Source organism: Streptosporangium sp. NPDC023825 (assembly GCF_040639575.1).
Lineage (GTDB): Bacteria > Actinomycetota > Actinomycetes > Streptosporangiales > Streptosporangiaceae > Streptosporangium.
Genome location: NZ_JBFAAE010000042.1, coordinates 37,978 through 57,338, shown reverse-complemented (window position 1 = coordinate 57,338; position 19,361 = coordinate 37,978). Strand labels below are relative to the sequence as shown.

Sequence of the window (19,361 nt, the reverse complement as noted above, 5' to 3'; positions counted from 1 at the left end):
CGTGATCCTGGTGCTCACCTGTCTGGACGATCCGACGGCGGACATGGTCATCGATCGTCTGAACGAGCGTGACGCTCGTGTCGCCCGGTTCGATCCGGGAGTGGAATTCCCCGCCGACGCCGGACTGTCGGCGTGGTTCGGAGGATTCCCACCGCGCGGTGTCCTGACCACTCGCTCCCGGGAGATCGTCCTGGAGCGGGTACGGTCCGTCTACCACCGGCGGCCCACACCGTACCTGCGGGAAAGCCCGTCCCAGGTCGAGCGGTTCACCGCCACACAGGCCCGCTTCGGGGTCGGTGGGGTTCTCGCCTCCCTGCCCTGTCAGTACGTCAGCCACCCGTGGGCGATCACCGCGGCTGAGCATAAGCCCCTCCAGCTCGCCACCGCGCGACGGATCGGCTTCGACGTGCCTACCACCCTGATCACCAATCGAGTGGACGACGTCCGCGCGTTCGCGACAGAACACGGTCCGATCGTCTACAAACCGCTGCGGGTGACCCCGTACACCGGTCCTGGCGACGAGCCCACCGTCATATGGACGACCCCGGTCGAACCCGGTGACCTGGACGGCACCGTCGGTCGCGCCGCGCACCTGTTCCAGACACGCGTCGACAAGGTGGCCGATCTGCGGGTGACCGTGGTCGGAGAACATGTGTTCTGCGTCCGGATCGACTCCGGCCTGCTCGACTGGCGGCAGGACTACGACCGCCTCTCGTACACGGTGGTCGAGCCTCCGCCCGGTCTCGCCGAGAGCTGTCTCGCGTACGTCGAACACCTCGGCCTGCGCTTCGGTGCGTTCGACTTCGCGCTCACCGCCGACGGTGCTCCGGTTTTCCTTGAGTGCAACCCCAACGGGCAGTGGGGGTGGTTGGAAGACGCCACCGGCCTGCCGATCGCCGCAGCTCTCGCCGACCTGCTCCTGGAGGGACAACCGTGATCACCCATGGCACGCCCGTTCTGGCGGCCCGGCTCCGCCGTGACCTCGCCGACCGGCTCACCCGAACCGGACGCCTGAACGACCCGGCGTGGAGGGACGCGGTCCAGTCGGTGGCGCGAGAGCCGTTTCTCGGCTCGGCGATCGCCGGGGCCACCGAGTACGGCGACCGGTGGGAGGTGGCACGCCGGGAGGAGATGACCGGGGACGAATGGCTGAGGCTGGTCTACCGCGACGAGACATGGGTGACGCAAATCGACGGCGTGATGGTCGAGGAGACGCGCGGTCTCGCCTGCGGGGCGCCCACGTCGTCGTCGACGATGCCCGGCCTGGTCGTACGGATGCTGGAGGCCGCGAGGATCTCCGACGGCGAGAAGGTGCTGGAGATCGGCACCGGAACCGGCTACTCCACGGCGCTGATGTGTCACCGGCTCGGCGACAGGGCCGTGACCTCGATCGAGTACGACAGGGTCGTGGCCGGGCGGGCCCGCGACGCGCTCGCCGACGCCGGGTACGCGCCCACGCTCGTGGTCGGCGACGGTCTCGCGGGGTACGAGGGGAACGCCGAGTACGACCGGCTGATCGCCACCTGTTCGGTCCGCTACATCCCGATTCCCTGGATGTGGCAGGTCCGCGACGGAGGCACGATCACCGCTCCCCTTTCCGGGTGGATGGGTGGGGTGGCGTTCGCGCACCTCACCCTTGCCGGCGACGGCACGGCCGTCGGGCGGTTCCTGGAGGACGACGTCTACTTCATGACCGCCCGCCCCCACGGCCCGCCCCCGATGTCCTCTCCCCTTCTCGGGATCGGCGACGGCAGGAGCAGCCGGGTGGACCCGCGTGTCCTGGACGGTCCGGCCGGGCTGTTCGCGGCGCAACTGGCCGCGCCGTCGGCGGTGAAGCTGGGGGGTGGGGAGAAAGTCGTCCTGCTGGACGTGGCCACCGGTTCGCAGGCCACCACCCGGCCCGACCCGGCGGGCGGGTGGACGGTTCGCCAGCACGGCCCGCTGCGGCTGTGGGACGCGGTGGAGGACGCCGTCCTGGTCTGGCAGGACGCGGGATCTCCGCACCAGTCGGCGTACGGGCTCACCGTGAGCGGGGAGCGTCAGCGTGTCTGGCTGGGCGACCCCGGCGGGCCGAGCTGGGACCTGCCCATATGAACTTCCCGGCCGCGAGATCTCGCCGCAGGCCGGTTCGTCCTGAACCGCCCTCACCGCCCCATCACCGTCATCTGGGAATGACATCTGGCGAACGCGACCGATGCCACGCCGTTTACGCCGACGACCCAAAGGAGAGCGGACCGTGAGACCGCAGTGGAGCGATCTTCCCGGAGGCGTACGCGACGCCGTCCAGGCCCGGATCGGTCACGTCCTCAAGACCGAACCCGTGACCACGGGGTTCATGCCGGGGCTCACCGCCCGCCTGTACACCGATGACCACAGGATCGCTTTCCTCAAGGCCGTTCCCGTCGACAGCCCGGCCGCGTCACTGTACGCGCGAGAGCGAGAGACGGGTGCCGTCCTGCCACCCGGTCTTCCCACGCCTCGCCTGCTGTGGAGCGGCGAGGGGGAAGGGTGGATCGTGCTGCTGCACGAGTACGTCGGCTGAGCCGAGAACCGATGCGTCGATCAGCCGACCTCGGCCACGATGGCCGGCTTGTACCCGGCGCTGAACCTACGCCGCTTGGGCCGCTCGGCCCGAGGCTTGTCCGGCTTCGGCGCTGAACCCACGCTTCCATCATCACGCACGCCGACACCCAGGTCGGCAATCGTCAAGGGCACGATCGTCAACAGTCCTGTCTCGCCCTACACGCAGCTCTGAAGGGTACTTCCTCCCGATGTCTCGCCTGCCCCTGCCAAAGAGGGCCTCGCCGGCCTTGCCCGGCAGGGGCAGCCGGTCGATCGCAGCGGCACCGGTGTAATAGAGGTCTATCCTGTGGCATCGCTCAAATGCTGGGGTCTGCCCCACAACGGTTACAAACGCTCAGCGAATCGGGCGGACGGGCACCGCCGGCTTGGCGAGCTCGGAGAATGCCGATGTATACCGGCAGGGCGCCCTGTGGACGCGTTAGTTTTGATATGTCCATATAAGAAAACAGGGGGCGGCCGCAAGTAGCCTTCCTGCGCTGGGGCCTGTGCGGCTCCAGGAGAACGGAGCCACGCCGTGAGGGCTGAACAGCACGAGAGAGTCGTGACACATGCCGCGGGGCGGACCAAGCGGCGGGGAAAACTCATGCTCGTCGTCGCTCTGGTCGCTCTGGTCGTCCTGGCCGCCGGCGGGTGGGCCGCATGGTCTTTCCTCATGCCCGCGTACCAGGGTCGTGACGACCCGTACACCGTGCTTTCCCGAAGCGAGGCCCTCCTTACCGGCGGGGACCAGAGGATCGACCGACTGAACCGCTTCGTGAGCAAGCGGGCCGAGCTGCACATGCCCAACAGCAGTTGGGCAAGTTGGGCTTCGAGCGATATAGGCGCCAACATACAACTGGATGTGAAGTACGAGCTGTATACCGCGACTTCCCGGAGCTCTGGGCGGGAGGCCGCCGCGGTCCGGCTGGACAAGCGGATCGCCCATGCCAAGGACCATTTCGTGAAGGTCACCAAGGTTCCTGACATCGGGGACGAGGCAGTGGAGATCAGAGTGCCGTCGGGGTACGAGGTGTTCGTCCGTGCGGGGAACGTGACGATCAAAATCGGTTACTCCGTCTACGGGACGGACGGCACCAAGGAAGGGGAACAGGTCCAGAAAACGGCCCGCCGAATGGCCGCTCTCGCTGTCGAGCACATCGAAAAGGCGAATCCCAGGGCAGCCTGACAACTCGCTCCGCCTTTGTCCGTCGGCGAACGCGACCGGTGCCACGCGGGCGCGCTCAGAACTCGGGCATCTCCCCGGTTACGGGAGTGGTTTCTCTGGGAAACACCGCACTGCCGCCCGGCCTGCCCACGCCCCGTCCGGACACCGGGAGCCGATTCACCGATCAGCTGACGCGGGCGGCGATGGCCCGCGCGCACGCCAGGGACTCGGTATGCGTCGTGTCCACCTCCACGCCGTAAACCACGCCGTCGTGAACCACGTCCGCCTGCGACGCGGCCATGCCCTGGACCCGGTCTCCACGTGCGACCTCGCGGCCCGCGGCGACCGCGGCCTCACATCTCACGCCGACCCACAGCACGTCCAGCTCGCCCAGAACCTTCCGCCACCGCCGCTGGGACGAGGCTCCACCGAGGAAGACGTCGTCGACGATGACCCTGGCGCCGGCACGGGCCGTGGCCGCGACGCCCCGCATCCAGGCCGCCTGCAGCGCCATGAAGTCCGCCCCGACGCTCACTCCGCCGTCGGCCCCGATCTCGAGCCCCTCGTCCGACGCACGCATCCGCGCGGGCATCGCGTCGACGAGCGAGTCCACGCCGAACGCCAGCCACGGATCGGGAAGAACGGCCTGCAGGCACCGTACGATCCCGGACTTCCCCGAGCTGGAACCACCGTTGATGATGATCACTTGAGTCGCCACCCCGCCACAGTAGAACCTCTTCCACACGGCCCAAAGCGGATTTCGGTCGACCCCGCCTCGCCGTCACGACCCGGTGAACGTTGCCGCCGCGAGGCCGGGGCGTCCGGTGGCGTCAAGATTTCGGCGCGGGCAGGTAGAGATCCGGTCCGCGGCTCCGACTCCCTACCGAGCGGGCCCCATTCGGGGGCTGCCGGAACAGGAGCGAAGCGACATGACAAAGGTGACGGCACAGATGTCGGTCTCACTCGACGGCCACTACGCCGGCCCGCGACACAGCGGCGAGGCGAGGGACTGGCTGGAGTCGGCGGAGGCCGCGGGCTTCTTCCGGGTCACCCGGTGGGTGATCGACGCCGCGGCCTGGCGTGAACGGCAGGGCTTCGCGGGCGGCGAACGGGACGTCAACTCCGACATCATGGCCGAGACGTTCGAGGCCGCCGGGGCCTACGTCATGGGGCGGAACATGGCGGACGGAGGCGAGGTCCCCTGGGGTGACGAGCCGCCGTTTCGCGCGCCGGTGTTCGTCGTGACCCACCGCCCCCGCGAGACCCTGGTGCGCAAGGGCGGGACGAGCTTCACCTACGTGACCGACGGCATCGCCAGTGCCGTGGAGCAGGCACGCGCCGCCGCGGGGGGCAAGAACGTGGCGGTCGCCGGAGGGGGCACCCTGCTGCGCCAGGTCATCCAGGCCGGTCTGCTGGACGAACTGGAACTGCATATCGTCCCGACCGTGCTCGGCAGGGGGATGCGCCTGCTCGACGCCGACCTCGGCGCGGGCCTCGGTCTCGACCTCGCGGAGAAGGAGGCGATCGAGCTCACGCCCACCAGGGTGATCCACACCCCCGAGGTCACGCACATCCGCTACACCGTCAACGGGCGGGCCGCCCTCGTCCTCGACGACCGCGGTAGGGGCAGCGGGGTGAACGCCCCGTAACCCTCCTGATCGATCGGCGCGCCTTCCCGGCGTACCGGTGGTCATAGGCTGCCGGGATGAACCGTACTCGGCGGGCCGTCGGCGCCGTCGTGGGATCCGCGGTGGGCGACGCGTTGGGCGCGCCTTTCGAGTTCGGGCTCGCCGGGGTGTTCTCCGCCCGGTTTCCCGTTCCCGGCCAGGACGACGAGATGTGCGGTGGCGGTGGCTGGGACGCGGGTGAGGCCACCGATGACACGCAGATGGCCGTGCATCTGGCGGAGTCGCTGCTGGAGCGTGGAGGGCTGGACCTGCCGGACATCTTCGCCCGCTTTCAGCGGTGGGCGGCCTGCGAACCCAAGGACATCGGGCTGCAGACCGAGGACGTCCTGACCAACGGCATGCCCTGGGACCGCGCGGCCGCCACCCACTTCCGGACCAACCACCGCGCCGCCGGGAACGGCTCGCTGATGCGGGCCACCACCTCCGCGGTGTACTTCGCCGGTCACGGACAGGGCGCCACCATGGACGCCGCCCGCCGTATCGCCGCGCTCACCCACGGAGACCCCGCGGCCTGGGAGGGAACGGCCGTCTTCCACGACCTGCTGCGCGTGGCGCTGGAGGGCGGCGATCCCGTCGCTGCTCTCCCGGACAGCCTCGCCCTCGTCGATCCCGACCAGCGCGAGCGATACTCCACGGTTCTCGCGCCTCGGTGGCATCCCGGTGAGGCCACCGAGTTCAACGGTGCCGTCTGGCCCTGCCTCGGCTCGGCGGTCTGGGCGTTGCGTACGACGTCCGGTTACGAGGACGCGGTACGCGCCGCGATCGACCTGGGCGGTGACACCGACACCGTCGCCGCGGTCACCGGCGGCCTCGCGGGTGCGGTCTACGGATTCGGCGCGATCCCCGAACGCTGGACCGGACCACTGCACGTCCCCCTCCCGGGCTCCGGCGAGCGGGTGCTGCGCCTGCCGGAACTGGTCGATCTCGCACGCCGCCTGGCGGGGTGAACGTACGGCGGCCACCCATGCACCGTTCGGGTTCTTCGTACTGTCCTCGGCCCAGTCGCCGTCTCCGCTGAAGTGGTTGAACCGCGGCCGCTCCCGCCCAGTGGTCAGAAGTCGTTGCCGGGCAGTGCGATCCCGGACGCCAGGTGCCTTCGCGCGTCATCGTGTTCGAGTGAAAGCAGAGTGTGATGGACCTGTGGCTCATAGCATCGACGCTATGAGCTGGGGTACCGTAGAACTGGAACCAGAGGTTCGGAAGTGGCTTGAAGATCTCTCTGCGGCGTCGTTCGCGAGGGTGGCTTTCTATGTCGATCTCCTGGCGGAGGAGGGACCCCTCCTGGGGGAGCCGTACACGAAGCAGCTTGACGGGAAACTTCGCGAGCTCCGGTTTCACCTCGACGAGTTCGCCATGCGTATCACCTATTGGATCGCGCCTTACCGCCGGATCGTGCTCTTGACCGTGTTCCATAAAACGCGGACGCGTGACGATCGTGAGATTGAGCGGGCTCGCCGGGCCATGCGTCGCTGTGTCCGACTGGCGCACACTCTCGACGAGGAGGAAGAAGCGATATGAGTGAGCGAGAGAACTGGCAGGAGCTCAGAGATCGCCGGATGGCCGAGCCGGGTGCGGCTGAGGCTTATGAGGCCACGCGTCTCGCCCATGAGCTGGGCAAGACGGTCCGGGCCATGCGTGAGGGGCGAGGGTGGAGCCAGAACGATCTGGCTCGCGCGGCCGGCATGACCCAGTCGGCGGTGGCGCGGTTCGAGGCGGGGGGAACCATCCCCACGTTGCCGGTGCTGGAGCGCCTGGCGCGCGCGTTGGACGCGGATGTCGAGGTCCGTCTGACACCTCGGGTTCCCGCTGCCTGAACCGGTGCTGCGCGTCCAGGGCGGTGGTGGCCGCGGCAGGGAGGGCGCCGGTGAGGCCACCGATGACACGCAGACGGTGTGCGTCTGGCGAAGTCGCCGCCGGAGCGTGAGGAGTGGATCTGCCGGACCGTCGCATATCCCTCCCGGGCTCCGGCGAGCGGGTGCTGCGCCCGCCGGAACTGGTCGATCTCGCACGCCGTCTGGCGGGGAGAACGACCGGCGACGACCGTCAGTGACTTTCCTGGCCGTCGCTTTCCGCCCGTACGCCGAAGGGGTTGTCGATGGCGTACCTCCAGTACCCGTCCTGCCCGCGTCGGGCGACGTCGGTCGCAGTGCCCTGGATGTGCACGGGCCGGCCGTCGCGGGACGTGCCGTCGATGACCCAGTCGACGATCAGGAGGGCGAGGTCGCCCGTGGTGTAGACGTGTCGTGGCCGGACGGCGATCGGCAGGCCCAGGGCCAGGAACCGGCCGTTGGCGGCGTCGATCTGCTGTCCGGTCAGCGCTGAGCCCGGCTCCGGGACGAACACGGCTCCACTCTCGTAGACCTCCGCCACCGCCTCCGCGTCACCGTGGTTGAAGCGCTCGGCGAAGACCGCGGGCACGTCCTCGGGGCGTTCGGCCAGCTGTCGCATCATCGACCTGTTTCCTTTCAGTCGGGTGGAGACCACGGTCGGGTAGAAACCGCGGTCGGGTAGAAATCAGTCAGACGCGGCAACGCTAGGAGGCGCCTTCGTGGCTCACCAAACGGTTGGTTTCCCGGGCCTGCCCGACGACCCTCGCGCGAGTGTCACCCAACCCACCCCGTCATGCCCGGTGGAGATCACTCTGGCGGCCCTGCACGGGCGCTGGACGACCCTGCTCATTCGTGAACTGCTGCGGGGCGACCGTACGTTCAGCGAACTTCGCCAGGCGCTGCCCGCGCTGTCGGACAAGGTGCTGTCCGATCGGCTGGCGCATCTGACCGAGGTCGGTGTGCTCGACCGCCACCGCCGGCCCGGCTGGCCACCCCGGGTGCGCTACAGCCTCACCTCCCGCGGGCGTGACCTCGGCCCCGTCCTCCAGGCGATGTGGGACTGGGGTGCGGGGCGACGACCGTGAGATACGTGAATCGCCAGGCTTCGGCCGGACGTCTTCGGCAGGGTCGGTCCGGGTTCGTGTCGGTGATGGTCGTTGCGGTCGCCGAGCGTTGTCGATCTTTTGCAGGGGGCTGCCGTGGCAGCAGGTCGGTCGTCCCTGCGGAACGGTGCGGCAGGCGTCAGGTGCGCATCCCCGCCTCGGCGGTGTCGAGGAGGGCGAACCGCTGGGCGAACGCGGACAGTTCCTCGCGTTGCTGTTCCGGTTCGGTGGCGGTGGCACTCACGACGATGCGGGTCACGCCTTGCGCGGCGAACGCGTCGACCTGGTCGACGGTCATGTCGATCGCCCCCGATCGCGTGTACTCCAGCGTTTCCGGGTCGCGGCCGGCCTCGACGGCGGCGGCCCGGGCGAGGTCCATCTGGAGGGCGCGCTCGTCCGGGGTGAGCGCGCCACCCGGGAAGTAGCCGTCGCCGCGTCGTCCGGCGCGGCGTGCGGCCGCCCGGCTCGATCCGCCGACGTGGATCGGCAGGTGGGTGACTCCGTAGGGCTTCGGGAACTGGCACAGTTCGTCGAAGGCGAAGAACTCCCCGTCGAAGCTGACACCCTCTTCGCCACCGGCCCAGAGCAGCCGCATCACGTCGATCGCCTCGTCGGCGCGACGCCCGCGGGTGCCGAAGTCGACCCCCACCGCCCTGGCCTCACCGGGCAGGGCGCCGAGCCCCACGGTCAGCAGCCGCATCCGCCCCTTGGACAGCACGTCGATGGTCGCCAGGCGCTTGGCGAGGATCACCGGATGGTGGTACGGCAGCAGCACACCCGTCCCGAGCAGGACTGGTCGAGCGTCCACTGGCACGTCTGGCGACGATCGGGCCGGATGGGGCGCCGCAGGTCCAGCCGTGGCCTTCTGGATGAACGCCGACGCCGGAACCATCGACATCGGTGGCCCGGCGTTGACCGAAAGCCAGAAGTTCCGCAACCTCCAGGCGGACCCGCGAGCATCCTTTGATGACCACGACGATCGATGTCCGCCGGCTGTGAGGACGTGATCTAACGAGGCCGGGGCAGCCAAACGGCCAGTGACGCACTGGTCGTCACGGTGACCGCGGTGGTGATCGCCGCGATCAGAATGGCGGTCGCCGCGGGAGCCAAGGACTGGCGCCACAGATCTTGGCGGGCCTCGCTCCGGGTGAGCCCAGCCGCCTGGAGCATCCTGTGCTCCCAGTACAGACCGAGGGTCAGGCAGGTGACCGCCAAGTTGCCTGTCCGGATGGCGAACCAGGGCAGGGCTCCCGGGATGTTCGAGGTGATGAGGCTTCCCCAGAGTTCCACCAGATATATGGGAATTGTCGTGAGGAACAGGGCAGCCGCTTTCTCGAACGGTCCGCGACCGCGCAATGCCGGATAGAAATAGCCGAACACGAAGGCCATCAACGCCGGTTGCAGGACCCAGAGGAGTTCGCGTACCAGTTGGATGGCCAGGAACTCGTTTATCCAGTCTGGCCCGAGCGAATACAGGTAGTAGCCTGCCAGCGGCAGATTGACCAGCAGACCGATCCCGAGCGCGGACGCCGCGTTCTGCCGGGGGGTGAAACCCGCGGACGAACCTTCCGCTGCCGACCCGACCGATATGTGGGTAGGGCCTCCGCGAGACCGGTGTGGTTCGAGCCCGCGCATGCGCTCCGCGACTTCCGCGGGCGTGATCTCCCCCGCGGCCAGTTTGCCGGGGGCCTCCCGGCTCAGAATCCGGGCGGCGGCGACGAGCATGCGTCGCTGTGACTCCAACCGCATCACCCGCGTGTATACCGGTGAGGACACCCCCGCGAGCCGAGCGGCTCGCCGCGTGCGCGCGGGCCACTGAAGCCAGGCGCAGACCGGGATCGCGACCGCCAAACCGACTACGGCGATCTCGGAGTAGACGAGTGGAGTGAGGATCACAACGCAGTAGGTCAGCCCGGCCGCCTGCACCGAGCGCTCGGTGAGGTTTGTGCCACTGCCGCCCCGAGACCACAAGAAGGCGGCGGTCCCGTACAACAGGAGCACCAGGGAAAGCGAGCCGAAGCCCTCGGTGAAGTAGTTGGTTCCTGGGATACCAAGAGGGCCACTGCTCCCCCTCGAATCGGGGTCCACGAAATTCGCCAAGGACAGGAAGGCCACACCGCTCAGCAGTGCGAGCATTCTGGTGGAGAAATAAGGGAGTGCCGTCCCCGCGATTCCCGCGACGGCGAAGGAGAGCGGGGCCCAGAGTATTCCGAAAATCACGAGCGTGACGAACGTCTGAAATAATTCGGCACTCTCGGAACGCATGGCGTATCCGTGTTCGAAACTCCAGATCCAGGCGTAGATCTCGGTCGCCAGCAGGAGCGCGCAGGCCGATGCCGCCAGGATGCCCCAGCGACGCAAGGTGAAGACACCAACGGTGAGCAGGGCGGCCAGAGCCGCAAGGGCCCGCCACCAGACGATGTGCCCGTCCATCCACATCTGTGTGACTCCGAGCAGGGCCACGGCGCCCGCCAGTGAGAGGGCCGTGTCGCGAGGAGACCACGGTCGCACGCCTCGGGACAACCGGGCTGTGACGACCGCTCCGATCGGCAGGACGCCGAGGAGGAAAGCCGCTCCCAGTGCTTTCTCCACGCTGTCATGTCCGTCGAGCAGCACTCCGGATGTCAGTGTGAGAAGCATCGCCGCGATGGCGATTCCTCTGACCGCGGGTCGCATGGTTCGCCACAGGGATACCAGCAGGACCACCCATATGGCGATGAAGACGACCGGATACAGCCCTCGCCGCGGGCGTGGGGCCCCATTGCCGATCTCCTCCGCTCCGTCTCGGAGCATGGTGATGAAAATACCGTCGTCGGGCGCCTGATCGTAGACGGCATTTTGCCGATCCTGACCGGTCGGCAGGATTTCATTGTGGAAGCCGAGGACGGCACCGCCGGTGACACTGAACCGGACGGAATGCGAGTCCAGTTCCTGGAGCAGCGGGCCGTCCCACTTCGACGGTTGGCCAGGGCCGAGGAGCACCGAGATCTGATCGAGGAGCGCTGATGAGCGTTCGAGACCGAAGTAACCGATCAGGCGGAGGGTACCTTCAGCGCCGCCTACGGGAAGGGTCACCTCGGGAGCTCTGTAGTCGGCGATGGTCCCGATCCTGACCGCGCTGTTCCACACATGTACGGTCACGGTGGCCACGCTGGAGAACAGGTCAGCCGGGCTGCTTCCCACGTCGTCGACCGTTCGCGTGTCAATGAAGATCGGATCTGCGGCCTTGAGCGTCGCGACGTGCTCGACTCGTACTTCCGCCTTGTTGCCGGGAAGGAACCGGACCGCGACCTCTGTCCGCACGGATCGTGGCCACTTCTCACCGCCGGCGGATTTATCGGCCTCCTGGTCTGAATAGTCAGTTGTATCGGTCGGCTCTGGCGCCGGAGGTTCCACGGATTGGGCTCCGACCGCGACGCCGGCCGCCGTCAACAGGACGGCGACGGCCAATGTGATCTTGCGCCACATAGCTCACCTCATGTGATTCGGCACGCCGGACGACTCAAGCCTTCATGGTGAACCACTTTCAGTACGGTCCGTTGGAGAACGCGTAACCGAATGGGGACGGCACTGGCTGGAAGAGAATGGGCGGGGCGGGGTTCAGGACAGCCGCGGGCTCCCGTTCCAGAGGCGCCGTCAGGAGGGCAGTGCTTTCGCCAAGTGAGAAAGACGGGATCGAGTCATGTCAGGGGAACCAGGTGCGACCACGCGTTTCGAAAACGTGTGCCGCAACGCCGGCATGGCGCTGGCATCGTGTGAGGGCTATTTCGTTCACCGGATGTCGTTCGACATCGTCAACGGCTGCGACGCGCTGGAGATCGGACTCAGGCGGGGTCCGGAATGGCCGGACGTCACCATCTCGCTGGAGAGCCTGTATCACCTGTCGATCAGCAAGCCTCCGGAATCCTCGAGCTGCTTCGTCGACGAGATTTCGGTGCTGTACCTTCCGAAACCACCGCGTCCGTGGCCTGACGGGGTCGTCGTCCGACGCCACCGGGGGTTACCCGAACTGGCTGTGCTGAGGCTGGTCGGCCCGATGGAGATCAAAGTCGTCGCGTCGATTCTGACCGTCTTCACCGCGATGAGCGACGACCGGGCCGCTGCCGGGCCGATGGCATGAGAACCGATACCTCTGGAACTCGTCAGGGCATCGGCCCGTCTGGCTCGGCGACCTGGACGGGCCGAGCCGGAACCGGTTGGTCTGAATCGACGGCCGACGAGGAAGAAGGGTGACGTGAGTGAGCGGGAAGGGCGACGACGTGTTGGTGAAGGTGAACACCGAGAAGGTGCTGTGCTACGTCGTACGCGACGGGCGGCTGCTCGTGTTCCGGCATGTCGACGAGAGCTACGAGGAGGTCGGGATCCAGGTTCCCGCCGGGACCGTCAAACCCGGTGAGACGCCCGAGGCGGCGGCGCTGCGCGAGGCGCGGGAGGAGACGGGCCTGCCCGAGTTAGAGATCGTGCGGAAACTCGGCACGACCAAGTACGACATCACCCCGTACCGGTTCGAGGTCCAGCGTCGCCATTTCTTCCACCTGGAGCTGACCGGGGACGCTCCGGAGCGGTGGAACAGCCAGGAGGACCATGACGGGGAGGGAGAACCAACCCGTTTCGAGTGCTTCTGGATCCCGCTGGAGACCGCCCACGTCCTCCAGGCCGGTCAGGGCGCACTGGTGGGTCGCCTGTTCGACGTCGATCCACCGGCGAGGGAAGCGGCGGAAGCCCAGGGACCGCCGGGTGGCCTGACCGGGGGTGGCTGAGGCTCGCGCCCCGACGTCGATGCCGGCACGGTCGGTCCGGTTTTGTGTCGGTGGTGGTCGTTACAGTCGCCGAGCACTGTAGATCTTTTGCTGAGGATTGTCGAGGAGACCGGATGACCGAGCCCGATGTGACGATGGCCAGGATCGGCCAAGGTGTCGAGCTGGGCCGGCGGGGTGAGCGAGAGGCCGCTCGGAAGCTGTTCTCCGAGCTGTGGGAGGAGATCGGTGTGACGGGCGACCCCCTGCACCGGTGCGCTCTCGCTCACTCGATGGCCGATGTCCAGGACGAGGTGCAGGAAGAACTGCTCTGGGACCTGCGCGCCCTGGAGGCGGCCGACCTGGTGACCGACGAGCGGGCTCGGCAGGCGGGGGTCGCCGGTCCAGTGAGCGGTTTCTACCCTTCCCTGCACCTCAACCTGGGTGACGCCTACCGCAGGCTCGGCGACCTCGACCGGGCGCGCGACCACCTCGAACGCGGGCGTGCCGCCGTTGGCGCACTCGGTGACGACGGGTACGGGCAGATGATCAGGCAGGGCCTGGAGCGGCTCGCCGGGCGGCTGTCGACCTCCTAGACGAGTGGGTCCCGCGTTCGATCGGTGACGAGGGCGGGCCGGATGGTGGCGGCCGGTGCCAGGACGCGCCCCGGGTCACCCGGCGTGGCAGGAGCCCGACCAGCGAAGGCAGACGGGAAGGCGGCTCTTCGCGTCGAGCACCACCCGGTCGCCCAGCGGTTCCCGGAGCCGGACGACGCCCTCGCCGGACGCGCCGACACCCGTGCACAGGCCGATTCTGCGCTCGCGGATCTCGATTCCGAGGACCACGACGTCGGGCCGCTCGTCGGTCCGCAGGTGCACGGTTGGCCTCTTTTCGCCGAGGCAGATGCCGTAGTCGTAGCTCACCCGCAGCGTGCGCTCGTCGAGCACCTCGAAGCCTTCGACATCGGGGGACAGGTGGTTGCCGACCGCGTCCTCGACGGTGCCGAGCGTGGCCCGGTCGACCGCGAGGTGGTCGATCGGGCCGGGCAGGTTCGCGAAGGACAGCCGCCACGCCGGGACGGTGGCCATGCCGCGCAGGGTCCGCAGGCGCATGGTCGTGAAGGTGGCGGCGGTCATCTTGTACGCCCGGTCGTCCCGGGCGGAGGCCTCCATCTCGTAGGGGGACAGTTCGATCAGCGCCTGGCGTGCGCCGATCACGGGGACCCGCATGGTGGAGCCGTCGTCCCAGCGGATCCGCGCCTCCTCGGGGGTGGCGGGGAGCGGGCCGGCCACGGCGAAGCCGTACTCCTCGTCACTCGAGATCTGCTTTTCCACGTCGTGCCGCATCTTGCTCAGGCCCTCCGTCGGGACGAAGCCGTCACGCCAGATCTCCGCCGCGCCGCTGGTCCGCCAGGTCCAGACGGCGCGGATGGCGTGGTCATCGAAGGTGATCTGTCCGACGAGGAGGTGGCCGCCGCTGAGGAGCAGGGTCACCATCAGGAGCGTCAGGAGTAATCGCGGCATCCGAAGATTATTGGGGTGCCCTGGCAGGCTTGGGGGCTACTCGGCCGAATGCCCGTTCCGCGAGAGGGAGCCCGGCCGGGCCGCGATGATCGTACGGTCGGGTGTATGAGCGTCGAAGATCGGAAGACCGGCGGCGAGGGGAAGGGCGCCCGTCGTGCCGGGCGCCGGGCGTGGGGACGGGAAGCGCCGGACGGAAGGTCCGGCGGGCCTTCGAAGTCACGGCCGCGCGGGTGGGTTCTCGCGTCGGCCGGCGTGCTGGTGGCGGGGGTTCTGGCATTCCCCGCCGTGGTGCCCAACACCGTGGGCAATCTCGGCAGCCTGCTGGAGACCTTCCTGCCCTGGGCGGGCATGGCCGTTCCGGTGCTGCTGGGTCTGGCGCTGCTGCGCCGCTCGGCCCTCGCGGCGGTGTCCCTGGTGCTGCCCGCGGTGGTCTGGGCCGTGGTCTTCGGCGGGCGGATGCTGCCCGCCGACCGGGCGGCGGCGGGCGACCTGACCGTGCTCCAGCACAACGTCGGCGAGGAGAACCCCGACCACGAGGGGACCGCGCTGGCCCTGGTACGGGCCGGGGCCGACCTCGTCGCCCTGGAGGAGCTGACGCCTGCCGTCCGGCCCGTCTACGAGAACGCCCTAGCGTCCGGCCACCCCCATCGCGCGGCCGCGGGCACCGTCGGCCTCTGGTCCAGGTATCCCCTGGCGGACCCGCGGCCGGTGGACATCAGGCCCGCGGGCGTCGGGCCCGACTGGAACCGCGGGCTGCGGGTCACCGCGCGGACGCCGCACGGGGACGTGGCCGTGTACGTCGCCCACCTGCCCTCGATCCGCATCCGGCCGCCGGACGGTTTCGGGTCCGGCCGCAGGGACGAGAGCGCCGCCAAACTGGGGGCGGCCGTCGCCTCGGAGAAGCTGGACAGGATCATCCTGCTGGGCGACCTCAACGGCACCCTCGACGACCGCGGCCTGGCCCCGCTCACCTCCCGGCTGGCCTCGACGCGGAGGGGGTTCGGTTTCAGCTGGCCCGCCGCCCTCCCCCTCGCCCGGATCGACCACGTCATGACCCGTACGGCGATCCCCGTCGCCGCGTGGACCCTGCCCGCCACCGGCAGCGACCACCTGCCGCTCATGGCCCGGGTCGACCTCTGACGCCCGGGTCGACCTCTGACGCCCGGGTCGGCCTCTGGCGCCCGCGTCGGCCTCTGGCGCCCGCGTCGGCCGTGTCGATGTCGTTCGAGCTGTTCGTACTTTTCGCTCCGTTCATGCGGTTCATGCCGTTCGCTCTGTTCGCTCCGTTCGCCTCGGGCTCCGGCCCCGCAGGTGGCGGGATCCGTGCCCTTCCGGGAGGCCGGGCCGTCAAGACCCGGCGATCCGGGCTTGGTTATGCTCGGGCGGTGAGCTCCCCGAGAACGCTCGTGCTGTGGGACATCGACCACACGCTGATCGACGCCGGCGGTGTCACCGCCGACACCTATGACCACGCGTTGCACGCCACCACCGGCCGCCGGCTGGAGCACTCGGTGCAGGTGGCTGGGCGGACCGAGCGGGCGATCATCACCGAGATCCTCCAGGCGCACGACGTCGAGGTGTCGGACCGGCTCCTCGACTCCTTCTACGTCGCCCTCGCCGAGGCGTTCGTCGTACGCGAGGCCGTCATGCGGGAGCGCGGCCGGGCACTGTCGGGGGCACGTGAGGTGCTCGCGGCGCTGGCGGAACGCCGGGACGTGGTGCAGTCGGTGCTCACCGGCAACACCGAGCCGGTCTCGGTCGGCAAGCTCACCGTGTTCGGGCTGGAGGGCTTCGTGGACTTCGAGGTGGGCGCGTACGGCACCGACCACGAGGACCGCGCCGCGCTGGTGGCCCTCGCGCAGCGGCGCGCCGCCGGCAAGTACGGGGAGCCCTTCACCGCACGCAACACCGTGCTGATCGGTGACACGCCGAACGACGTCCGCGCCGGCCACGAGGGCGGGGCGAGGGTGATCGCGGTGGCCACCGGCTTCAACGACGCGAGCGTCCTGGGCGAGGCCGGACCCGAGCTGGTGCTGGAGGACCTCGCCGACACCGACACCGTCGTACGGTCCGTGCTGGGCGTGCCGGACCGGGCGAGCGGCGACCGTTAGACCAAGACAGCCGTAACCAGACCTGGACGGCCGTAACGGCCCGCACCACCGGCCACCGGCCTGCTTCCGAGGGGCCTGCGCGGTTCGGTCTCCCGTCCGGGGAACCGGTGGGGGAACCGGCCAGTCCTGTACGGGACGAGCCGGAGCTACGCGGGGTCAAGCCGGGGTCACGCGGGGATGAGCCGGGCGAGCCGCCCGCGCAGCACCGCCAGGGCGCTCTCCGCGTCGCGCTGCCCGGCCAGCACGGCGATGCCCAGTCCGGCGGCGGTGGCCAGCAGCACGATCGCCTCCGTACGGGGGTCGAGGTCCGCCGCCATGTCGCCGTCGTCCTGTGCCTGGGCGAGCCGGCCGGCCACGAACGACTCCATCGCGTCCGGTGCGGCCAGGAAGGGGTGCGCGGCCAGTGCCTCGTCGGTGACGGCCAGCACCGCGTAGGACGTGTAGGCGAGGTGGAAGGTCCGGCTGCGTTCGTCGGCCGGGATCGACTCGGTGAGGATGACCTCCAGCACCTCGCGCGGCCGGTGCCTCCCGGCCAGCTTCGCCTTCAGCCGCTCCGCCATCTGCTCCGCGAGCCGCCGCAGCGCGAAGAGCGTGAGCTGCTCCTTGGTGTCGAAATAGTGCTGCACCAGGTGGAGCGAGACGCCCGCCTCGGCGGCGACGGCGCGCATCGTGACGGCGTGCAGCCCGCGCGTGCCCATCACCCGCAGGAGCGCCTCGGCGATGTCGTTGCGTCGGCTCTCGCGGTTGTCGGCGCGGCTCATGCGACCTCTCCATGGACAGGGCCTCGATTAGTTGGTACAACCGTACCCTATACGTCTGTACCAACTTAATAAGGGGCAGATCATGGACGGCGGCACCCGCGCTCAGGTCGGGCACTTCACCAGCGAGGCGGCGGAACGGGAGTTCCGGACCGCCTACGACACCGCGATGACACTGTGGCCGCCCCACGACACGATCGACGTGGAGACCGGGTTCGGAACCACCCGGGTCTACCGCTGCGGGCCGGTGGCGGGAGAGCCGATCGTGTTGCTCCACGGACACGGTGCCAACGCCTCCACCTGGTACCACCAGGTGGTCGAACTCGGAAGGCACCGTCCGGTCTACGCGATCGACACGATCGACGACCCCGGCGGCAGCGTGCAGCGCAGGCCCGTGACCGGCTCCGGCGACGCCGCGGCCTGGATGTCGGAGGTCCTCGCCGGTCTCGACCTGACCCGCGCGCATCTGGTCGGCCTCTCCTACGGCGGCTGGCTCGTGCTCAACCAGGCCGTCCACCGGCCGGAGCGGCTCGCCTCCGTCACGCTGCTCGACCCCGGCGGCCTGGAGAAGGTGCCCGCTCGGTTCCTCCTCAGCCTGTTCGCGGCGGTGTTCGCGATGCGGGCGCCCGCGTCCTGGCGACCCGCGCTAGCCCGCCTTCTGGCCGTGCACGCCCTGGTCGAGCGCTCCGAGATCATGGATCCCGTTCTGCTCGGCGCCCACGCCTTCCGCCCGCACCGCAGCCCCTCGCGGCGGTTCACCGACGACGAGCTCCGTCGCGTGACCGTGCCCACGCAGCTCCTCCTCGCGGCGCGCACCACGTTGATGCGGCCCGCCCGGGCCCTCGCCCGTGCCCGGCGGTTCCTGCCGCTGCGCCACGCGGAGATCGTGCCCGGCATCGGCCACGCGATCCCGTTGGAGGCACCCGACCTGGTCACCGACCGCGTTCTCGGCTTCGTCGACCGTACTGCGGACCAGGTCTGAGCAGGGGACGGGGAGGAGAGACGATGGCGGGCAGAGCACTGGTGCTGGGTAGTGGCGGGATCGTCGGCATCGCGTGGGAGATCGGCGTCCTGGCCGGTCTGGCCGAGCACGGTGTCGACCTGGGCGAGGCCGATCTGGTGATCGGCACGTCCGCCGGGGCCGTGGTGGGCGCGCGGCTCGCCGCCGGCGTCGGTGTCGAGCACCTGTACGGCGGGCAGCTCGCGCCACCGGACGGCGAGCATGCTCCCAGGACCTCGGCGTTCGGCCTGGTACGCCTTGTCTGGGCGCTGAGCCGGTCGAGGACCACCGCCGAGTTCGGCACCCGCATGGGCAGGATCGCCCTGGCCGCCAGGACCGCGCCGGAGGCCGAACGCCGGGCGGAGATCGCCCGGTGGCTCGGCGGGACACGCGAGTGGCCGGATCGGCCGCTGATGATCACCGCTGTGGACGCCGTGACCGGCGAGCGGGTCACGTTCGAGGCCGGAAGCGGAGCGGACCTGGTGGACTGCGTCGCGGCCAGTACCGCGGGACCGGGCACCCGCCCGCCGGCCACCGTCGGCGGCCGGTGGTACATCGACGGCGGCATGTGTTCCCCGGGCAACGTCGACCTGGCCGCCGGCTACGACCGCGTCGTCGTGCTCGCGCCCGTGACACGCGGCGGCGGCGTCATGAAGGGAGTGGCGGAGCAGATCGCCGAGCTGGGTCCGGGCTCCGAGGCGGCGCTGATCGAGCCCGAGCCGGAGGCGTGGAAGAAGGTCGTCGGCAGAGGTCTCGGCGGCATGCTGGACCCGGCCCGCCGTGCCCCCGCCGCCCGGGCGGGCCGCGTCCAGGCCGCCCGGGTGGCACCCCGGATAGCCCGCCTCTGGAACCCCTGACCCCAACGGCTCCCGGCGAGATCGTCGCC

At 69.4% G+C, this 19,361-nt stretch carries 22 protein-coding genes; 16 read left to right on the top strand and 6 right to left on the bottom strand.

The genetic code is table 11. The annotated features are described in order from the left end of the window. Position 1 precedes the first annotated feature (1 nt). The 4 genes from tgmB (at position 2) to AB0G15_RS29510 (ending at position 3,748) form a co-directional block, all read left to right on the top strand. Complete coding sequence (gene tgmB, locus AB0G15_RS29525) at positions 2-937, top strand: ATP-grasp ribosomal peptide maturase (RefSeq protein WP_362846023.1); 936 nt, start codon at positions 2-4, stop codon at positions 935-937. Next, the gene (gene tgmC / locus AB0G15_RS29520) at positions 934-2,094 is read left to right on the top strand and encodes an ATP-grasp peptide maturase system methyltransferase (RefSeq protein ID WP_362846021.1); all 1,161 of its coding nucleotides are present in this window, start codon (positions 934-936) and stop codon (positions 2,092-2,094) included. Before tgmB ends, tgmC begins: the two co-directional genes overlap by 4 nt. A 142-nt stretch (positions 2,095-2,236) precedes the next feature. After that, positions 2,237-2,542, top strand: a complete 306-nt coding sequence (locus tag AB0G15_RS29515) for a hypothetical protein (protein ID WP_362846019.1) — start codon at positions 2,237-2,239, stop codon at positions 2,540-2,542. Positions 2,543-3,166: 624 nt separating this feature from the next. After that, a complete protein-coding gene (locus tag AB0G15_RS29510) occupies positions 3,167-3,748 on the top strand; it encodes a hypothetical protein (RefSeq protein ID WP_362846017.1) in 582 nt (193 codons plus the stop codon). A 163-nt stretch (positions 3,749-3,911) separates the two neighbouring features. Here the strand turns inward: AB0G15_RS29510 and cpt are convergent, their stop codons facing one another. Continuing rightward, complete coding sequence (cpt, locus tag AB0G15_RS29505; RefSeq protein ID WP_362846015.1) at positions 3,912-4,445, bottom strand: chloramphenicol phosphotransferase CPT; 534 nt, start codon at positions 4,443-4,445, stop codon at positions 3,912-3,914. 211 nt (positions 4,446-4,656) lie between these two features. Here cpt and AB0G15_RS29500 point away from each other — a divergent pair, with 211 nt between their 5' ends. The 4 genes from AB0G15_RS29500 (at position 4,657) to AB0G15_RS29485 (ending at position 7,229) form a co-directional block, all read left to right on the top strand. Then, entirely contained in the window at positions 4,657-5,376 is a 720-nt protein-coding gene (locus AB0G15_RS29500; RefSeq protein WP_362846013.1) for a dihydrofolate reductase family protein, read from the top strand. Positions 5,377-5,432: 56 nt separating this feature from the next. Then, positions 5,433-6,362 (top strand): ADP-ribosylglycohydrolase family protein, encoded by a 930-nt coding sequence (locus tag AB0G15_RS29495; protein WP_362846011.1) that lies wholly within the window; start codon positions 5,433-5,435, stop codon positions 6,360-6,362. 214 nt (positions 6,363-6,576) lie between these two features. Beyond that, a complete protein-coding gene (locus tag AB0G15_RS29490) occupies positions 6,577-6,933 on the top strand; it encodes a type II toxin-antitoxin system RelE/ParE family toxin (RefSeq protein ID WP_362846009.1) in 357 nt (118 codons plus the stop codon). Then, positions 6,930-7,229 (top strand): helix-turn-helix transcriptional regulator, encoded by a 300-nt coding sequence (locus tag AB0G15_RS29485; RefSeq protein ID WP_362846007.1) that lies wholly within the window; start codon positions 6,930-6,932, stop codon positions 7,227-7,229. The genes AB0G15_RS29490 and AB0G15_RS29485 overlap by 4 nt, the downstream gene beginning before the upstream one ends. A 229-nt stretch (positions 7,230-7,458) precedes the next feature. Here the strand turns inward: AB0G15_RS29485 and AB0G15_RS29480 are convergent, their stop codons facing one another. Next, entirely contained in the window at positions 7,459-7,866 is a 408-nt protein-coding gene (locus tag AB0G15_RS29480; protein ID WP_362846005.1) for a DUF4440 domain-containing protein, read from the bottom strand. 97 nt (positions 7,867-7,963) lie between these two features. Here AB0G15_RS29480 and AB0G15_RS29475 point away from each other — a divergent pair, with 97 nt between their 5' ends. After that, a complete protein-coding gene (locus tag AB0G15_RS29475) occupies positions 7,964-8,329 on the top strand; it encodes a helix-turn-helix domain-containing protein (protein ID WP_362846003.1) in 366 nt (121 codons plus the stop codon). Between the two features lie 157 nt (positions 8,330-8,486). On the opposite strand, the gene AB0G15_RS29470 is transcribed toward AB0G15_RS29475, so the two are convergent. Continuing rightward, positions 8,487-9,155 (bottom strand): TIGR03619 family F420-dependent LLM class oxidoreductase, encoded by a 669-nt coding sequence (locus AB0G15_RS29470; RefSeq protein ID WP_362846001.1) that lies wholly within the window; start codon positions 9,153-9,155, stop codon positions 8,487-8,489. 200 nt (positions 9,156-9,355) lie between these two features. After that, complete coding sequence (locus tag AB0G15_RS29465; protein ID WP_362845999.1) at positions 9,356-11,815, bottom strand: hypothetical protein; 2,460 nt, start codon at positions 11,813-11,815, stop codon at positions 9,356-9,358. Positions 11,816-12,029: 214 nt separating this feature from the next. Here AB0G15_RS29465 and AB0G15_RS29460 point away from each other — a divergent pair, with 214 nt between their 5' ends. From AB0G15_RS29460 to AB0G15_RS29450, 3 genes are all read left to right on the top strand, one after another. Further along, the gene (locus tag AB0G15_RS29460; protein ID WP_362845997.1) at positions 12,030-12,467 is read left to right on the top strand and encodes a hypothetical protein; all 438 of its coding nucleotides are present in this window, start codon (positions 12,030-12,032) and stop codon (positions 12,465-12,467) included. Between the two features lie 118 nt (positions 12,468-12,585). Continuing rightward, positions 12,586-13,107 carry an NUDIX domain-containing protein gene (locus AB0G15_RS29455; protein WP_362845995.1) on the top strand — a complete coding sequence of 174 codons (522 nt, stop codon included), beginning with the start codon at positions 12,586-12,588 and terminating at the stop codon, positions 13,105-13,107. 113 nt (positions 13,108-13,220) lie between these two features. After that, positions 13,221-13,679 (top strand): hypothetical protein, encoded by a 459-nt coding sequence (locus AB0G15_RS29450; RefSeq protein ID WP_362845993.1) that lies wholly within the window; start codon positions 13,221-13,223, stop codon positions 13,677-13,679. A 75-nt stretch (positions 13,680-13,754) separates the two neighbouring features. Here the strand turns inward: AB0G15_RS29450 and AB0G15_RS29445 are convergent, their stop codons facing one another. Next, positions 13,755-14,606, bottom strand: coding sequence for a hypothetical protein (locus AB0G15_RS29445; protein WP_362845991.1), 852 nt, complete (start codon positions 14,604-14,606; stop codon positions 13,755-13,757). Positions 14,607-14,711: 105 nt separating this feature from the next. On the opposite strand from AB0G15_RS29445, the gene AB0G15_RS29440 reads away from it, so the two are divergent. Together AB0G15_RS29440 and AB0G15_RS29435 are read left to right on the top strand one after the other, a co-directional pair. Then, on the top strand, positions 14,712-15,746 hold the full coding sequence (locus tag AB0G15_RS29440) for an endonuclease/exonuclease/phosphatase family protein (protein ID WP_362845989.1): 1,035 nt from the start codon (positions 14,712-14,714) through the stop codon (positions 15,744-15,746). Between the two features lie 245 nt (positions 15,747-15,991). After that, positions 15,992-16,717: an HAD hydrolase-like protein gene (locus AB0G15_RS29435; protein WP_362845987.1), complete on the top strand. Its 726-nt coding sequence runs from the start codon at positions 15,992-15,994 to the stop codon at positions 16,715-16,717. Between the two features lie 167 nt (positions 16,718-16,884). Here the strand turns inward: AB0G15_RS29435 and AB0G15_RS29430 are convergent, their stop codons facing one another. Further along, positions 16,885-17,478: a TetR family transcriptional regulator gene (locus tag AB0G15_RS29430; protein WP_362845985.1), complete on the bottom strand. Its 594-nt coding sequence runs from the start codon at positions 17,476-17,478 to the stop codon at positions 16,885-16,887. Between the two features lie 82 nt (positions 17,479-17,560). On the opposite strand from AB0G15_RS29430, the gene AB0G15_RS29425 reads away from it, so the two are divergent. Continuing rightward, positions 17,561-18,457 (top strand): alpha/beta fold hydrolase, encoded by an 897-nt coding sequence (locus AB0G15_RS29425; protein ID WP_362845983.1) that lies wholly within the window; start codon positions 17,561-17,563, stop codon positions 18,455-18,457. A gap of 23 nt (positions 18,458-18,480) precedes the next feature. After that, positions 18,481-19,332, top strand: a complete 852-nt coding sequence (locus tag AB0G15_RS29420; RefSeq protein WP_362845981.1) for a patatin-like phospholipase family protein — start codon at positions 18,481-18,483, stop codon at positions 19,330-19,332. The last annotated feature ends 29 nt before the right edge of the window (positions 19,333-19,361 follow it).

Excerpts from the sequence above, each read along its gene's own strand:
- AB0G15_RS29510 (WP_362846017.1), top strand. The coding sequence starts at position 3,167 with ATGCTCGTCGTCGCTCTGGTCGCTCTGGTCGTCCTGGCCGCCGGCGGG.
- AB0G15_RS29500 (WP_362846013.1), top strand. The coding sequence starts at position 4,657 with ATGACAAAGGTGACGGCACAGATGTCGGTCTCACTCGACGGCCACTAC.
- AB0G15_RS29495 (WP_362846011.1), top strand. The coding sequence starts at position 5,433 with ATGAACCGTACTCGGCGGGCCGTCGGCGCCGTCGTGGGATCCGCGGTG.
- AB0G15_RS29490 (WP_362846009.1), top strand. The coding sequence starts at position 6,577 with ATGAGCTGGGGTACCGTAGAACTGGAACCAGAGGTTCGGAAGTGGCTT.
- AB0G15_RS29485 (WP_362846007.1), top strand. The coding sequence starts at position 6,930 with ATGAGTGAGCGAGAGAACTGGCAGGAGCTCAGAGATCGCCGGATGGCC.
- AB0G15_RS29480 (WP_362846005.1), bottom strand. The coding sequence starts at position 7,866 with ATGATGCGACAGCTGGCCGAACGCCCCGAGGACGTGCCCGCGGTCTTC.
- AB0G15_RS29465 (WP_362845999.1), bottom strand. The coding sequence starts at position 11,815 with ATGTGGCGCAAGATCACATTGGCCGTCGCCGTCCTGTTGACGGCGGCC.
- AB0G15_RS29460 (WP_362845997.1), top strand. The coding sequence starts at position 12,030 with ATGTCAGGGGAACCAGGTGCGACCACGCGTTTCGAAAACGTGTGCCGC.
- AB0G15_RS29450 (WP_362845993.1), top strand. The coding sequence starts at position 13,221 with ATGACCGAGCCCGATGTGACGATGGCCAGGATCGGCCAAGGTGTCGAG.
- AB0G15_RS29445 (WP_362845991.1), bottom strand. The coding sequence starts at position 14,606 with ATGCCGCGATTACTCCTGACGCTCCTGATGGTGACCCTGCTCCTCAGC.
- AB0G15_RS29440 (WP_362845989.1), top strand. The coding sequence starts at position 14,712 with ATGAGCGTCGAAGATCGGAAGACCGGCGGCGAGGGGAAGGGCGCCCGT.
- AB0G15_RS29430 (WP_362845985.1), bottom strand. The coding sequence starts at position 17,478 with ATGAGCCGCGCCGACAACCGCGAGAGCCGACGCAACGACATCGCCGAG.
- AB0G15_RS29425 (WP_362845983.1), top strand. The coding sequence starts at position 17,561 with ATGGACGGCGGCACCCGCGCTCAGGTCGGGCACTTCACCAGCGAGGCG.
- AB0G15_RS29420 (WP_362845981.1), top strand. The coding sequence starts at position 18,481 with ATGGCGGGCAGAGCACTGGTGCTGGGTAGTGGCGGGATCGTCGGCATC.